We start from the raw sequence: 13,472 nt of genomic DNA, 5'->3' as shown, positions 1-13,472 counted from the left end.
GTAAAAGTATTGATTTTACAGCATTTAAGCTGGATTTTTCAGGTGAAATATGGTACAATTATCTTATGCAAAAGATAAATTTTACAGGGCTTACGCCAGAACAAATTGAATATGTTTCCACTCTGGAAAAAATAGTGGAAAACCAGCAAATCCGTATCAACCAGCTTACAGAGCTTCTTATCAAATCCCAAAAAGCTCTATACGGCCAATCCAGCGAAAAGCGTCGTTATGTTTTAGGAGAAGACAACGATCAAATCTCACTTTTCAACGAAGCAGAGGTCGAAGCGAACAACAAAGCAGAAGAACCTACCGTACAGACAATTGTGGCTGCCCATACCAGAAAACCTAAAAGAACAAAGGAAGAACTGGCACAGACAGTTCCTGTAGTGGAGGTTGTTTGTGACCTTGACGAGGACAAGCGCTCTTGCGGTATTTGCCAGGCTGACCTTAGATATCTGGGCAAGGAGCATGTCAGGGATGAACTTGAGATTATCCCTGCCCAAGTAAGAGTATTGAGATACATTCGTTTTAATTATGTGTGTACCGTCTGCGAGAAGGAAACCGGAGATGCCAACATTGTCAAAGCGCCGGTTCCAGCCCCGGTCATGAAACGCAGCCTTGCTTCTGCCTCAACAGTTGCTTATGTTATGTATCAGAAATATGCCAACGGAATGCCTTTATACCGGCAGGAGAAAGACTGGGCAAATCAGGGGGTGACACTTTCCAGAGCCACCCTGGCAAACTGGATCATACGTCCAAGCCATGAATGGCTTGAACCAATGTACAATGCCATTCATAAGCACTTGATTTCCGAACCCCTGATTCATGCAGACGAAACTGTACTGCAGGTATTAAAAGAACCGGGACGGAAAGCAACGACAGAATCGCGGATGTGGGTCTACACTTCCGGGCGAAGTCCAACCCCGGCTGTTTTATTTGAATACCAACCGACACGATCCGGCCAGCATGCCCGAAGATTTCTTGAGGGTTTTTCGGGTTACCTTCAGACAGATGGCTATAGTGGCTACAATGCAGTGCCTGATGTTATACATTGTGGATGTTGGGCTCATTTACAACGCAAATTCGAAGAAGCAATTCCCCAGGGGGCTGACACTAAGACTTCCAAGGCGGCTATCGGATATGATTATTGTAACCGTCTGTTTGCCATGGACAAGAAATGGGAGGAACTATCCGCTGAAAGGCGGTATGAAGAACGACTTAAAAATATGAAACCCCTTCTTGATGAGTTCTGGGAATGGGTGCAACAACTAAATCCGCTGCCAAACTCCAATCTGGGGAAAGCGATCACATATGCATTGAATCAAAAGGAATCATTGAATCGTTTCCTGTTGGATGGACGAATCGAGCTTTCCAACAATCGAGCCGAAAATGCCATTCGTCCGTATGTCACAGGCAGGAAGAACTGGCTGTTTGCCGACACAACTCGCGGAGCCAAGGCCAGTGCTATTGTCTACAGCATGATAGAAACTGCCAAAGCAAATCAACTTAATCCATATATGTATTCGGTGCATCTACTGACAAATTTACCAAGCTTAAAGGAATTGACGCATGAATCTCTGACACCTTATCTACCGTGGTCACCTGAACTACCCTCCTGGTGCCGTAATGATTCATACAAGGCACCCTAAAATTAAGCGCTTACAATAGAAGTGCCTGATAGAATGTAAAAGCAAATCAGGTAAAAAAGTAATACTTTTGCTATGTAAGTGGAGTGATATGTTTCATTGAACATTTGTTTTCATCAAAACAGCCAAAAAGTCATCGACATGTTACCGCGAACAGATACTATAAAAAATAGCCCGCAGATATCAATTTCATCAGCACGGGCCATGTGGAGGCATTAGTATTGATGTCAAGGGTTGAAAAATAGAAGAACTGAAAGAGGCTATAAATAAAGAGTTTCAAGACTTTAGAAGGACAGCAAGGGAAAGATAAGCGAAATCCTGGAGATTCCTAAAATGGTCAATGCTCCGGCCAAGGCGGGCCAGCCCATAGGGATTCTCAACATCGATCTTGAAAGAGAACGGCTGGCTTCTATAAAGGTTGTGGCACCATTGACTCGCAAAGATGCTCCTCTGGGATTATCTTTGGCATGGTTGTCAAGCAATGGGTATGTATTTATGCAAGATAAAACTAGAGGGGCATTTACTCTCTATTTTTCGTTTGGGTGTGCCCATACTGAACGCATATAAATGGAGGCACCTGAAGAAAGACTCGCTCCGGGTGCCTCTTTAAAAATAAATTTTTGATATTACCGAATGCTGTCCCGCCATACAGGGATGGTTTTTACATAAGTGAATCTGAAAGGACGATCCGGGTTTTGAATCCTGTCAAGCAGAATGTCTGCAGCAAGACGACCAATATCAGCGCTTGGAATCTGCACAGTGGTCAAGGGCGGTTCTACAACGGCAGACTCTGGTGAGCCGTCAAATCCAGTTACCATAACATCAGCGGGAATGGATAACCCCTTTTTCTTTAGAGCCGCCATGAGATGAATGGCCAGGAAGTCGTTAGCACAAACAAAGGCATCTGGTATGGATGGCATTTCCTCAAGCCGGGCAAAAAGCCAATCGACGTCACCATAGGGCTCTTCATCCTTGGCGAGGATGCAAAGACTATGATCAAGAGGAAGACCTGCGCTACCGAGAGCCGTACAAAAACCGATCCAGCGCTCATAGAAGCTGTTGCAATGGTTGATATCACCTACAAAGCCGATTCTTTTTGCACCGGAGGCGATCAGGCGCTCCGTTAATGCAATGATGCTTGCGATATTTTCCATTGATATTAAGTCGCAACACAGCAAGGAGCTATTCACATGAGCGTAGCCGTCTACAAAAATAGTGGGCAATCCCAGACCGCATATCATATGCAGATAGTCACGGTCAAATAGCTCAATACCGAGGATACCAACCGTATTTTCCAACATCAGATGAGGCGGCAGCTTCTTTTGAGTGAGCTCCTCCGTAGAGATCTCATACATCTTCAGCGTATATCCGGCACGACAGAGCTGATCGGTGAAATTAATGATAAAGGATGAACCAAAATTATGGTTCATTGGTTTACTGTGTGTCAGCAGTGCAATGTTCTGACTATGTGTACCTGGCTTCGAAGTTTTCTCCTCCAGAAACTGAAAGTATCCGAGCTCTTGTGCCGCCTTTGTAATCTTCTTACGCGTGGCCTCTGAGACGGTGCCTCGCTCGTTGAATATTTTGGATACGGTATTTCGTGACAAACCGCAGGCATCGGCAATGTCCTGCATAGTAACTCTTTTGCGAGCCATAAGCAGTTTCCTTTCACTTGATTGTTTACTAGTCTACCTTATATCACGGTTGATTAGGAAAATAAATATGTGCAAAATGTGAAAATTAATGATGTCGCACATTTTATAATTCTTAGCGTCGACAGTTTTCTTTCACATGCTACATATGTCTTTATGTCTTCCCTCCCATCCCTGAATAAAAGGCTGCCAAGTCAGTTCTTTCATTGATAGATTTTTTTCACTGTTTTTCAAATCTCATTACCCAAAGCACCTTGAAATGCTGTATTGGTTTACATGTCATCTACTGTAAAATCTATTGTTTATTTTATATTCTAACAGGATGTCATCTTTTTAGCAATATTATATTGTTGGGCGCAAGAATCCTTATACCCTATAACAATTCACTTAATAATGTAAACTTATGAAATCGAGTGATAATCATTTTAGTGTAAATAAGAGTTACTTAAGCGGTTTACAAAATGGTAAAATTGCACAATACAGCAAATTGTAAATTAAGTGTCGTTATTAGTGTTGTGCAGTAAATTGTAAATGTTTATGCAGATAAGGCAATTTTAGCATTTTTATATAATTGATTATATTATTATTTTGTTCTATTATTATCTCAGGCATAAGATTAACCTACATTTAAAAATTTATAAATTGCACAATTGCATATTGACATTTTGCACAGTATATTATATACTATTTTTGTAATAAGGTTTACATTTTGTAAACAAAAAACATAATAATGTAAACATTGTTCTAACTCGCTTCTAAATATTCCGGTTGTGTATAAAAAGGAGGAAAAGGAAAGCATGTCAAAAGTCATAAAGCTATATCTCACCTAGCGCTTCGACAAGAGAAAAGGAAACAACCTCAACTGTTGTTATGACAATTCAGTCCCGAACAACGCTCCTGTCTATAAAAAAAGTGGGCTTCTGATACTCAATACATACAATAAGACCAGCTAATTAAAGTCAAGAGCTTTTTTTGAAAAATAAAAGAATTTTTCAAAAAACACATGAGCTAAAAAAGGCATGACAACAAGACCACCCAGGTGAAGTAGACATAAAATAGCTGGTCCAAAATAGTAAGTTGCTCTTTGAAAACTAAACATCAAGTAACAGTACTATTAAGCTGCTGTATGCTTTGCTGCAAGATTCTTCGCATGTTCCTGAGGGCTACGTAGCTGATAAGGCTTTCTATCCCTAAGAACAGCAAAAATATAATTAACAAGCTTACGCATAACAGCTCCTAAGGCCACTTTTTTAGGCTTGTTCTGGCATTTGTTTTTGTAATATTCCATCAGTACAGGGTTGCAAGCTGTTTTGTCACGCTTAGTGCGGATATTAGCAAGAGCAATTGTGAAAAGTACCCTGCGAAGCAGCCTTGACCCCCTTTTTGACATCTTGTTTTGTGTGCCGGTAAACTCTCCGGACTGCATTACAGAGGGGTCAATGCCGAAATAAGCAACTAGCTTGCCTGGCTTTGAAAAAGCTGAAAAGTCGCCAATTTCAGCCAGAATGGTAACAGCAGAGATAAGTCCTATACCTGGAATGCTTTGTAGAAGCTCGAGAGTCAGTGCCAGCATGGGTATGTCCTTTGCCATATCTTCAGCAATCAATGAACGAATGGCTTTGAGGACTTTCTCAAGGTTTTCCTCCAAGGTTTTAATCATAGAGATATACACCCCAAGCATGGCAATATTTGAAGAGTTATTAATGCTCAAAGGTGCAAATTCTCTGGCCTTGGAGACCAAAAGCTCATACTTTGCAGTTGACCACTTAAGGCTTCTGCGGGAATTCTTTTGTATCAGTGCAATCAACTTGTTTCTGTTGGCTTTAAGAATATGCACAGGCGTAGGATATTTTTCTAATACTGCGAGAGCAGCCTTTGAAAAGATGTTAGGGAATACATCCTTGAAGTTTAGCATGAGTTGGTCAACAATACCTGTAAGCCTGTTTTTGTAGGCAGTAAGTTCGTCAGAGAGCTTGTAGTACTGTCGGCAAAGGCTTCGCAGACATTCAATATCTTCATCTGGGATATTAGTAGTTTTAAGCTCCTGAAATCTGTATAGCAGGGCAATTTTCCGGGCATCAACTTTATCATTTTTCACTTTCCTGATTCCAATATTTTTGATAGAATCAGTTTGGATGGGGTTTATGATGGAAACCTCAAATCCAGCTTTACAAAGTGAATGGAAAAGGATTTTGTGATAGTGCCCGGTGGATTCCATGACGACGAAAGGCCTAGAATCAAAGTCCTTTTCCGTTTTTTTCAGTAATTTAACGGCTCTTTCAACGTCAGAACTGGAATCATGGCGGATCTTCATGCGGGCAATTACTTCATTGGATGGAGAAAGAATTGCCATCTCACTAAAGAATTTACCTACATCGATTCCTGCCATAGGTCTGAAATTCATAAAAAATGCCTCCTTTACAAGATGAATGGACTTAAAAGTCTCCATTCCTTCCCATGTAAGCAAACAACCTTGCATGTGACACGAGGAACCAGCTTTAAGCTGGCCTCAACCAGCCAAATCATGTAGACTTACCGGAATGGATAAATACTCTTTTTTACGGGTAATCGGCCCGCTAAGGTCCGTCCCAGGAGGTGAAACACACACCTTCCAAGTCCGGAAAATATTATACATGATTGTCAAAGTTCAGGCCAACAGATGCTGGCATAATGGCTAAGATGTGAAGCCGGATGATGTGCTTGATGTTTGGAAAAGTATGAAGCTTAAAATGTTATGTTAACTATAAAAATTGATGGGTCAAACAGTGGCTTTGGTCACTGATTTAATACAATATTAATTGTACAAGGAGGAGAATCAATGGAAGCAACAAATAGAGCTCCAAAGGAATCACTTCTCTCCCGCCAGAAAGCGTTTTTGAGAATGACGCCTGAGAGCGAAAAGCTAAGACATTTAAAAGAAAATCTACCGTTTATGATTATGCTCTTTCCTGCGGTGCTGGTCGTTTTTTTGTTCAGCTATCTGCCCATCTACGGTATTCTGATTGCGTTTCAGGATTTTGTGCCCGGCGATAAGATTCTTTCAGATACAACAATCTGGGTGGGCTTTGAAAACTTCTCCCGCTTTTTCAATGATCCCCAATTCTGGCCGCTGATGAAGAACACCTTTTTGCTATGTATCTATGGTTTTATCATCGGTTTTCCACTACCGATCATCATGGCTCTGATGCTCAATGCACTCAAAAGCAGGAAGATGAGCAAGACGTTGCATACGATATTCATTGCACCTCACTTTATCTCTTTGGTCGTTTTGGTCGGTATGCTGCAGCTTTTCTTCGGCCGCTACGGACTTGTGAATAATATTGCGGTAAGCCTGGGTGGCGAACGTATTTCCTACTTTCTTGAGGCCTCGGCATTTCGTCCGCTCTATATCTTGTCCAGCAACTGGCAGGATTTTGGCTGGAGCTCAGTTATTTACATTGCGGCCCTCGCTAATGTTGATCATGAGCAGCATGAAGCAGCTATTTTGGATGGCGCGACCCGGTTTCAGCGCATTATCCACGTTGACTTGCCCGCTATAATGCCCATGGTCAGCGTGATGCTTATCATGTCCATCGGTGGGCTGATGGGTGTCGGCTATGAGAAAGCGCTGTTGATGCAGACTGACGGCAACCTTGCTGTCAGCGAGCTGATTTCCACATACGTGTATAAACGTGGTTTAACTGGTGTACCTGATCAAGCTTATGCGACAACCATCGGTTCTTTTAATTCCTTGATTAATTTGGTACTTCTTATTATTGCTAATACAATGGCTAGGAAGTTCTCAGAGAACTCTTTATGGTAAAGGAGGGCATGAGGGTGTCAATGAAACAAAAAGATTTGAAAGATACACTTGGTGATAAGATATTCTACGCCATCATTGAAGTCTTCCTCGTCCTGGTAACTTTAGTTATCCTCTATCCTCTGTACTTTGTCATTATCGCCTCGATCTCCGACCCAGACGCGGTGCTCTCCGGCAAGGTAATTCTCTATCCTGTACAGATCACATTCTCAGGCTATGCCAAGATCATGGAGCGGCAGGATGTGTGGAGGGGTTATCTCAATACCATCATTTATACGGCTCTTACGGTTATACTTTCTCTCGTCGTAACAATTCCTGCAGGTTGGGCGCTTAGCCGAAAAACTCTCCTGGGAAGAAAGACATTTATGATCTATTTCATCATCCCCATGTTCTTTGGTGGCGGCCTGATTCCCTTTTACAACGTCATGAGCAGCCTGCGCCTCAACAACACCATGTGGGCAGTCATACTGCCTTCAATATTGTCGGTGTGGAATCTGTTCATGACGAAGGCTTTCTTTCAATCGAGCATTAACAGCAGCCTGATCGAAGCAGCTAAGATCGATGGTGCGGGCCAGTTTAGAATATTCTTCTCGATAGTTATTCCCCTGTCCAAGGCAATCATCGCGACCATGGCTCTGTATTACGGTGTGGGTCAGTGGAATAGCTACTTTAATGCAATGATCTTCCTTCGAGACGAAAGTATGTATCCACTGCAACTCGTTCTGAAAGAGATCTTGATTGCCACGGAAAGTACCGTTGGTGGCAGCGGTGAGACAATCCTTGAACAGTATCGTTTGGCGAATCAGATCAAATATATTTCCGTTATTGTGTCAAGTCTGCCGATTTTGATGCTGTATCCTTTTGTGCAGAAATACTTCGCCCAGGGTATCATGATCGGCTCACTGAAAAACTAATATCGCATCCATATCATAAAGAATAAGGAGGATTGATAACATGAAAAAGTGGATAGCGATCCTGCTTTCGGGGGTGCTAGTTCTGTCTCTGGTGGCCTGTGGAAACAGCGAGAAATCCGACAAGAAAGAGGGTGCTGGTGTTGAGAAACTGGTTTCCGAATACGGTTTCCAGTGGACGGATACTTCTGCTCCTATCCTCAATGAAAAGGGCGCTAAGGAGCTGACTTTCAGAGTCTATTCCTCAAAGAATGCTTCCGCTCTGGACTACAACGACATGAAAGTCATGCAGGATCTGTATAAGATGACAAATGTCAATGTAGTATGGGAGAACGTGTCAGAGTCCGTATACTCCCAGCAGAAAAACCTGATTTTTGGCAACTCGGAAGACCGTCCGGATGCTATTTATCATGCAGGTATGACTACTGGTGAGATCATCAAGTATGCAAGACGAAAAGTATTGCTTCCCATCAGTGATTATCTCGAGTACATGCCAAACTTCTCCAAAATCCTGGAGGAGCGTCCCGACATCAAAAATCAACTTATTAATGTGGAAGACGGAAAAATTTACTCCCTTCCGCGCATTGAAGAGATGGGTTTACTGCAGCATCCCAACATTCTTTACTTGAATAAGAACTGGGCTGCCAAAGCCATTGAGGCCAGCGCACTAAATGGTCTCAGTGTGGATGATCTTAAGGATGGCCTTGCTCTCACTTGTGAACAGATGGAAGCCATGCTCCGCTATTTCAAGGAAAACGACATGAATGGCAACGGCGATGTCAATGATGAGCGTCCCCTGAGTTTTGTCTACAACAACTGGCAAGGCAACCAATGTGATCTTTATGGAATGTTCGGTCTCAACGACAATCTGGAGCATCGGGTTGTTGTGAACGATCAGGTGATCTATACCATACAGGATGAGAGATTCAAAGAGGCAACCAATTTTATTGCCAGATGGGTTTCCGAAGGTCTTATCGATAAGGTCTCATTTGAACAGTCACAGGATAACTTCTTGGCCAACGGCAAGGGTCTTGAAATCTATGGAGCTTTCTACTGGTGGGAGAGCGAAACCGTGGTTTCCAACCCAGAAAATTACATAGTCTGTGCTCCAATCATTGGCCCACACGGAGATCAGACGGTTTGCGTTTCCAACAACCCGGAGGTCGGTACAGGAGAACTAGTTATTTTTGCCGACTGCCCGAATGTTGAAGTTCTTCTCGCTTATTTTGATCGCTATTACGATCCTTTCATTTCAGCTCAGATTAACTACGGTCCCATTGGCATCGTTTATAAGGAAGAGTTGGACGAAAAAGGAATGCTCGTTCAGAAAGAAATTCCCGAAGGTATGACTGCTGACGAGCTTCGCTTGCAGAACGCCCCGCTCGGTATTATTTATCTCTCTGATTACGCATGGAACAATGTGGTTAATATGGAACCTCGTGCTAAGCTGCGTTTGGAACGTCTGGATGCTTATGTAAAACCCTATGTGCCTGAAGGTGTGAAACCCTGTCCGGTAAATCTGCAGTTTACCCTTGAGGAGCTCAATAAGCTTACAAAATATGAGAGTAATCTAAATGACTACATTCGTACGAACCTGATCCGCTGGCTGCTTAACGGTGGCGTATCCGATTCCGAATGGGCATCTTTCCAGGATGAATTAAAAGGGAAGCTCAACATTGAGAGTATCCGTCAGGTCTATCAGGATGCCTATGACAGATATATAAAAAATGATGGGAGGAAATTAAAATGAAAGACAATCGTAAGATCCTAGCGCTCGTTTTAGCCTTTACACTGCTCCTTTCTCTTGCCGCATGCGGCAACAGTAAGAATACTGCGCCGACTATTTCTGGTGTTCGTGATATGACGGTTGTCGTTGGCTCCGAGTTTGATGCATTCGAAGGTGTCACTGCCTTAGATGCTGAGGATGGAGATCTGACCTCGAAGATTGTTATCGACTCCAACCCTCCTCTTGAATTTAAAAATGGTAAGGTTACTCCTGAAGAAGAAGGCACTTATGAGCTCACTTATTCCGTTGCTGACAAGGGTGGCTTGAAGGCTGAGGCTTACGCGACCCTTACTGTGACCAGAAAGACAGGCGATGCCGTTGTTTATAAGGACTTTGATTTCAGTACACAGCCCGCCACTGATAACAGGGGCTGGGAAGCGCGTATTGCCGATGGTGTTGATGCCAGCGCCGAGATGAAGCAGGGAGCTTATGTGTTTGAGATTGCTTCTCCTGGAAACGGTGACGGCGATATTCAGCTTGCAAAACCCGGTTTTGCTCTCAAAGCAGCTGACTATCGTATCAAGATCTGGGCAAAATCCACAGCTGATACATACTGCCACATCATTGCTCGTGATGAAGATGCAGATGGCTGGGCTACATTTGGTGGCGCCTACAATGTCGTTATTGGTAAGGAGATATCACCTCTGGAACTCAACTTTACTTCCAAAGGTAAGGGCAGTGCCGAACTTCTGCTGAATCTGGGCAAGATCACTCCGAATCCCGATAACCCCTCCGATACCACTCCTGAGAATTTTACAGTGACCATCGACAAGATTGAGATATATGAAATTACCGGTGATGAAACCCTGATACCAGCCTATACATCAAATTTTTCTACCGGTAAAGGTGTTACGGTGGAAGCCGGTGACGGTGCAGTGGCCAATGTAAGCTTTAGTGATGATGCTGCGACTGTGAATATCACCTCATATCCCACCAACGGCGGTGTTTGGAGCATCAAGTCCAATATTGAGCTGGGTGATCAGACAATAGAAAATGGTACAAAATATTATTACAGCTTAAAGCTGAAAGCTAAGAATGCGCAATCCGGCGAGTGCATTGTAGAGAGCGCCGCCCAGTACGATAAAAACCGAGTTCACTTCAACGGCTTTACTGTGGCAGCTGGTGAGGAAATTGAAATATCCGGGACCTTTACCGCTGACCGTGCGATCTCTGATCCTGTCATCCGCCTGCAAATCGGTAATCCCTCTGACGGTGTAAGCTCCAATTCACTGGACATCAGTGATGTGGTATTCGGTAAGGTTGAGGGTGATAAGGAGGTCAAAAAGACCATTGACAACTTCATTGCCTTTGGTAACAGCAGCTATAATGCCACAAATCCTGAGTATCCGTGGGCTGTTTTCAATGGCACTGATGAGGACTATGATCGTGGTGTCGGCACCATCTGGACCGAAAATGGAAGCTTATTCTACCGAATTGATCAAGGCGGTACCACTGACTGGCATAATAAACTTATCTGCGGATATAACGGCAATCCTCTGATGCTGAAAGCCGACAGCTATTACGCAATTGAGATTAAAGTAAAGGCAACAAAGAATGTTTCCTGTGGCCTGTTCCTCAACCCCATCGGTGGTTGGGACCCCCGTCTATCCGAACGACTGGATATTACCACCGAGGAGCAGACTTTCAAATTCACCACAACCGATATCTTTATTACAGACATGGACTTTGAGCTGTTGTTCCAGTTCGGGTCTGAAGACTTGGCGCAGCTTGGTGAAGTAACCGTTGAGTTCAGCGATATTACGATTTACCAGATGAGTGTCATCTGATCCTATTATCTGCTTGCAGGGGGATGATAAGCGCATCTCCCTGCAAATAAGTATGCAAAATAAGTCAAGGAGTCAATAAATATGAGAAACAAGGATGTTGTACTATGGATTGCCCTGTGCTTGATTGTCAGTGTTCTGCTTTGTAGTTGCAGACAGTCCGGAGCACCAGTCACCGTTCACTTCAATGGAAACTATTATGGATGCGGAGAGATAGGCAGCCAAACGGTACACATGGGATCGAAACTTGAAGAACTTGATGCTCCCACACGGGATGGTTATGTGTTTCTCGGATGGTTTAAGGATAAAGGCTTGATTGAAAAGTGGGATTTTGAAAAAGACAAAGTTTACTCTGAACTTACGCTGTATGCAGGCTGGGACAGGGATAGCGGAGACGAGATCAAATATCCTGATACAGACAAAGATTTCACAAACTTGAGAACGCCAGGCAGTCAGGAAATGGCCTATGATTATAGACTTTTTTTCCTTCCTGAAAAAGACGGTGTGAATCAGCCCTATGTAGGCGATCCTATGCCTTACTATGAAGACGGTGTCTATTATATTTATTATTTGAAAGACGGTGGAGACTCCTACAATCACTCGATTTATCTTGTTACCACAAAAGATTTCCTCAACTATAAGGAATATGACGAACCGGTGTTGGAGGCTTCACGCAGCGGTGGCCAGGATGGATGGATCGGTACGGGTTCTGTTGTAAAAGTCGGAGAGAAGTATTACTTCTTCTATACAGGGCACGCTTCTTCCGATCATTACGAGTATAAAGAAAAAATAATGATAGCGGAAGGAAGGAGTCCGACTGAGTTTAAAAAGATTGTTGGCTGGGAGATAACACCACCTGCTGAACTTGGACAGAAAAATGATTTTCGTGACCCGCAAGCATACTATGATGCTGAAAATAACGTGATCACACTTACTGTAACGGCTTCTCAGAATAATGTGGCACGGATCCTGAAATATACAATTAGTGCTGATTTAATGAACGTGCAGTATGATGGCATCATATTTACCGATCCCACAGGTGATTTTTGGAATCTTGAGTGTAGCGACACCTTTAAACTTGGTAACAAGTGGTATATCACCTACTCAGCACAAAACGATACGCTTTGGTATGCTTTCGCTGACAATCAATTTGGCCCTTACTCAGAGCCAAAGCGCCTAGAAGGAAAGCTCTTTTATGCAGCCAAGCACGTTTCGGATGGAGAGTATACTTATATGGTAGGCTGGGCACGAAGATCAGAATCCCCATCTTCCACACAGGAGGTCTCCGGATGGGGCGGTAACCTTGTTGTACAGAAACTTGTTCAAAAAGAAGACCGCAGCCTGATTCTTTCTCCTTTGGATAAGTTTTATGATGCCTTTGCCGTACGTCGTGCTTTGATTTTGGATGGTACAGGCGCTCTGTTAGAGTCAGGTGCCCTCTATAGTTATAAAGAAGTATTTACTGCCTTTGAGAGATTTATGCTAACCGGTGAGTTCTGTTTTACAGGCAATGGTAGCTTTGGCCTTGCCTTTGATTACGACGGCCAGGCTGATAATTATAAACTCATTTCCATTGATCCTGCTAATAACAAGCTGCAGCTATATTTCAACGGCGGGAAAACACTGATCTCTGAAACAGATGCTGTTCTGGAAGCCGGTAGAGACTATTCTTTCACCTATATCCAGGAGGGTTCCGTCGGGATCTTCTACATTGACGGTTTGGCGGCGCTTACTGTACGACTGTATGGGGTAAACGGGAAAGCAATTCGACTCTTTGCAGAGAACAACAGCGTTGTATTTTCGTCTCTGCGGGAGTATACCATGTGAGTATTTGCTTGTGTCCATGTATTGTGCGTATAAATCAATTGAATATTATCTTTCAGTAAACCGGATA

General features: G+C 43.3%; 9 protein-coding genes. 6 read left to right on the top strand and 3 right to left on the bottom strand.

The genetic code is table 11. The features are described from left to right. The first annotated feature begins 65 nt into the window (after positions 1-65). Positions 66-1,649, top strand: coding sequence for an IS66 family transposase (gene tnpC / locus CDO33_RS13150; RefSeq protein WP_103102819.1), 1,584 nt, complete (start codon positions 66-68; stop codon positions 1,647-1,649). A 623-nt stretch (positions 1,650-2,272) separates the two neighbouring features. Here tnpC and CDO33_RS13140 read toward each other — a convergent pair. The 3 genes from CDO33_RS13140 to CDO33_RS13135 form a co-directional block, all read right to left on the bottom strand. Then, positions 2,273-3,301: a LacI family DNA-binding transcriptional regulator gene (locus tag CDO33_RS13140; protein ID WP_103083299.1), complete on the bottom strand. Its 1,029-nt coding sequence runs from the start codon at positions 3,299-3,301 to the stop codon at positions 2,273-2,275. A gap of 946 nt (positions 3,302-4,247) precedes the next feature. Beyond that, a complete protein-coding gene (locus tag CDO33_RS20890; RefSeq protein WP_161496677.1) occupies positions 4,248-4,397 on the bottom strand; it encodes a hypothetical protein in 150 nt (49 codons plus the stop codon). A gap of 15 nt (positions 4,398-4,412) precedes the next feature. Beyond that, a complete protein-coding gene (locus tag CDO33_RS13135) occupies positions 4,413-5,702 on the bottom strand; it encodes an IS110 family RNA-guided transposase (RefSeq protein WP_027621409.1) in 1,290 nt (429 codons plus the stop codon). A 414-nt stretch (positions 5,703-6,116) separates the two neighbouring features. Here CDO33_RS13135 and CDO33_RS13130 point away from each other — a divergent pair, with 414 nt between their 5' ends. The 5 genes from CDO33_RS13130 (at position 6,117) to CDO33_RS13110 (ending at position 13,405) form a co-directional block, all read left to right on the top strand. Then, positions 6,117-7,100, top strand: a complete 984-nt coding sequence (locus CDO33_RS13130) for an ABC transporter permease (protein ID WP_103083085.1) — start codon at positions 6,117-6,119, stop codon at positions 7,098-7,100. Positions 7,101-7,120: 20 nt separating this feature from the next. Then, positions 7,121-8,011: a carbohydrate ABC transporter permease gene (locus CDO33_RS13125; protein ID WP_103083090.1), complete on the top strand. Its 891-nt coding sequence runs from the start codon at positions 7,121-7,123 to the stop codon at positions 8,009-8,011. A gap of 40 nt (positions 8,012-8,051) precedes the next feature. Next, a complete protein-coding gene (locus CDO33_RS13120; RefSeq protein ID WP_103083086.1) occupies positions 8,052-9,758 on the top strand; it encodes a type 2 periplasmic-binding domain-containing protein in 1,707 nt (568 codons plus the stop codon). After that, the gene (locus tag CDO33_RS13115; protein WP_103083087.1) at positions 9,755-11,581 is read left to right on the top strand and encodes an immunoglobulin-like domain-containing protein; all 1,827 of its coding nucleotides are present in this window, start codon (positions 9,755-9,757) and stop codon (positions 11,579-11,581) included. Before CDO33_RS13120 ends, CDO33_RS13115 begins: the two co-directional genes overlap by 4 nt. Positions 11,582-11,662: 81 nt before the next feature. Then, entirely contained in the window at positions 11,663-13,405 is a 1,743-nt protein-coding gene (locus CDO33_RS13110) for an InlB B-repeat-containing protein (RefSeq protein WP_103083088.1), read from the top strand. Positions 13,406-13,472 lie beyond the last annotated feature (67 nt).

It is taken from the genome of Clostridium thermosuccinogenes, assembly GCF_002896855.1.
Classification (GTDB): Bacteria; Bacillota; Clostridia; order Acetivibrionales; family DSM-5807; genus Pseudoclostridium; species Pseudoclostridium thermosuccinogenes.
Note: the sequence above shows the minus strand (reverse complement) of the source record. Positions and strands in the feature narration are given on the sequence as shown.

What these genes read in the sequence shown, in the direction of transcription:
- tnpC (WP_103102819.1), top strand. Translation starts at nt 66, where the DNA reads ATGCAAAAGATAAATTTTACAGGGCTTACGCCAGAACAAATTGAATAT.
- CDO33_RS13140 (WP_103083299.1), bottom strand. Translation starts at nt 3,301, where the DNA reads ATGGCTCGCAAAAGAGTTACTATGCAGGACATTGCCGATGCCTGCGGT.
- CDO33_RS20890 (WP_161496677.1), bottom strand. Translation starts at nt 4,397, where the DNA reads ATGTTTAGTTTTCAAAGAGCAACTTACTATTTTGGACCAGCTATTTTA.
- CDO33_RS13135 (WP_027621409.1), bottom strand. Translation starts at nt 5,702, where the DNA reads ATGAATTTCAGACCTATGGCAGGAATCGATGTAGGTAAATTCTTTAGT.
- CDO33_RS13130 (WP_103083085.1), top strand. Translation starts at nt 6,117, where the DNA reads ATGGAAGCAACAAATAGAGCTCCAAAGGAATCACTTCTCTCCCGCCAG.
- CDO33_RS13125 (WP_103083090.1), top strand. Translation starts at nt 7,121, where the DNA reads ATGAAACAAAAAGATTTGAAAGATACACTTGGTGATAAGATATTCTAC.
- CDO33_RS13120 (WP_103083086.1), top strand. Translation starts at nt 8,052, where the DNA reads ATGAAAAAGTGGATAGCGATCCTGCTTTCGGGGGTGCTAGTTCTGTCT.
- CDO33_RS13115 (WP_103083087.1), top strand. Translation starts at nt 9,755, where the DNA reads ATGAAAGACAATCGTAAGATCCTAGCGCTCGTTTTAGCCTTTACACTG.
- CDO33_RS13110 (WP_103083088.1), top strand. Translation starts at nt 11,663, where the DNA reads ATGAGAAACAAGGATGTTGTACTATGGATTGCCCTGTGCTTGATTGTC.